Annotated in this window: 1 protein-coding gene and 1 pseudogene; both read left to right on the forward strand. The window is 46.5% G+C overall.

What is annotated here, in order from left to right:
* Positions 1-1,593: tetratricopeptide repeat protein (locus tag L6773_RS21155; protein WP_237856663.1), on the forward strand; the 1,593-nt coding region annotated here is incomplete at its 5' end.
* Positions 1,590-2,020 (forward strand): annotated as a pseudogene (locus tag L6773_RS21160) (hypothetical protein); the annotation flags it as partial. The gene L6773_RS21155 and the pseudogene L6773_RS21160, both read left to right, overlap by 4 nt.

A 2,020-nucleotide genomic window follows, 5' to 3' on the forward strand; every position in this document is an offset into this window, starting at 1 on the left:
GAGCCGGAGGATATCCAGTTTACCGATGGTGTTCATGAGGAACTGATTAATCGTCTGGCAGGAATTGGAGACTTGACCGTGATCGCGAGAAGCTCGGTTTTGGGATTTGAGCCGCGCCAAAGAGATCTACAGGCCATCGGTCAACAATTGGGAGTTGCTTCACTTATCGAAGGGACAGTGCGTCGATTCGGAGACCAACTCCGAGTTTCTGTCCAACTGATTGATGCCAACAATTTAGAAACACTCTGGAGTGGCAGCTTTGATGAGAGTATCGACAATGTCTTTGAAATTCAAAGCCGTATTGCCAGCCAGGTGGCTGGGGAACTGCAGGCTTCGCTGACGGAAGAGGAAAAAGAAAGATTGGAAGAACGGCCTACTGACAACCCAGAGGCGTACAGAAACTACATGCTGGGTCAAGAGTATATTAATCGGGATATACATACGGCTGAAGAGTATCTCAGAAAATCAATCGAGAAGGATCCTACATTCGCACAGGCCTGGGCTATGCTGGCAGTTGTATATTCTCGATTATATTGGTACCAGGGTAGAACACATCAACAGCTTGAGGCCTTAAAAATGGCAGCTGAAGAAGCAGAACGACTTGCCCCGTACTTACCTGAAACAAAATTTGCTGTGGGGCTCTATCACTACTGGTCGCAAACCGATCACAGGCAAACATTGGATTACTTTGAATCCGCATTGCAGGAGTTTCCTAATAATCCAAATTTGCACATTTTTACTGGATATATATATAGGCGTTTGGGCAATTGGGAGATGACGGTTTATCATTTTACACAAGCTCTTGAAATGGATCCGTTAGGTCCAAATGGACATTTGGGATTTCTATATTTGATGAAGAGAGACTATGATCAAGCGGAAACTTTTATTGACATTATATTTGAGATAGATCCAAACTCATCTTTTGCTCACCATGTCAACGCATGGGTCGGCCTATCAAGAGATGGAACACTGGATAATTATGAACGTTGGTGGAACCATATTCGTCCCTCTGATCCTGCCCTTGAACAACCTTGGTCATGGGGAATGTACAATATGCTGAAACGCAACTGGGACGAAGCGTTACGCGGATTTAAAAATATCCCGGGTGAAACAGCCCTTAGAGTTGAACATATGTATCATCTCAAAGACTATCTCATTGGCACAGCACTTGAGGGTCAGGGAAATGATGCCGAAGCTCGTACCCATTACGAACAGGTAAAAGTATATTTAGAAGAATTGCTTAGAGAGTATCCGAATGAACCACAGTATCATTCAGAACTGGGTAAAGTGTATGCTCGGTTAGGCGAAGTCGAAAAGGCTATTCAAGCGGGAGAAAGGGCCACCGAATTGACTCCAACCAGCCAAAATGCGAATACCGGTCCCTATTTCGAGTTTAACCTGGCCGAAATTTATGCCTGGACAGGCCGTGAAGAATTGGCTATTGACAAATTGGAATTTTGTCTTTCGGTTCCTTCTATTTTTGCACATAGAAACTTGATTCGATTTGATCCCAGATGGGACCCCCTCCGAGACAATCCCCGATTCCAGGAGCTCATTACCGGTGAGGACAAACCGTATATAGAGGGATTATGAACAACGACCGATGGACCAAAATAGAAACCCTGGTTGAACAGGCGCTTGCGCTCCCGCCTGCCGAGCGAGATGCGTTCATCGAAAACCAGTGTGGGGAGGATGAAGCCCTTCGCGACGAAATCCAATCCTTGCTGGAACATGGAGACAAAGCTCTCTCCTTCATGGGGCATTTTGAAGAAGATGTGGTTGCGCCTTCCATTGATCATATGGCCCATAGCCAGTTTGATGAAGATCACAGGATCGACGCCCTGTTTGGGCATTACCACATTACCGATATTCTGGGACGTGGCGGAATGGGTATTGTGTACAAGGCCAGAGATACCAAGCTCGATCGCACCGTCGCCCTCAAGTTTTTGCCTTCGCATCTCACCCGGTCCGATAAAGACAAACAGCGTTTCATCCGCGAAGCCAAGGCCGCGGCCGCATT

It is taken from the genome of Rhodohalobacter sulfatireducens (assembly GCF_022012475.1).
GTDB lineage: Bacteria > Bacteroidota > Rhodothermia > Balneolales > Balneolaceae > Rhodohalobacter > Rhodohalobacter sulfatireducens.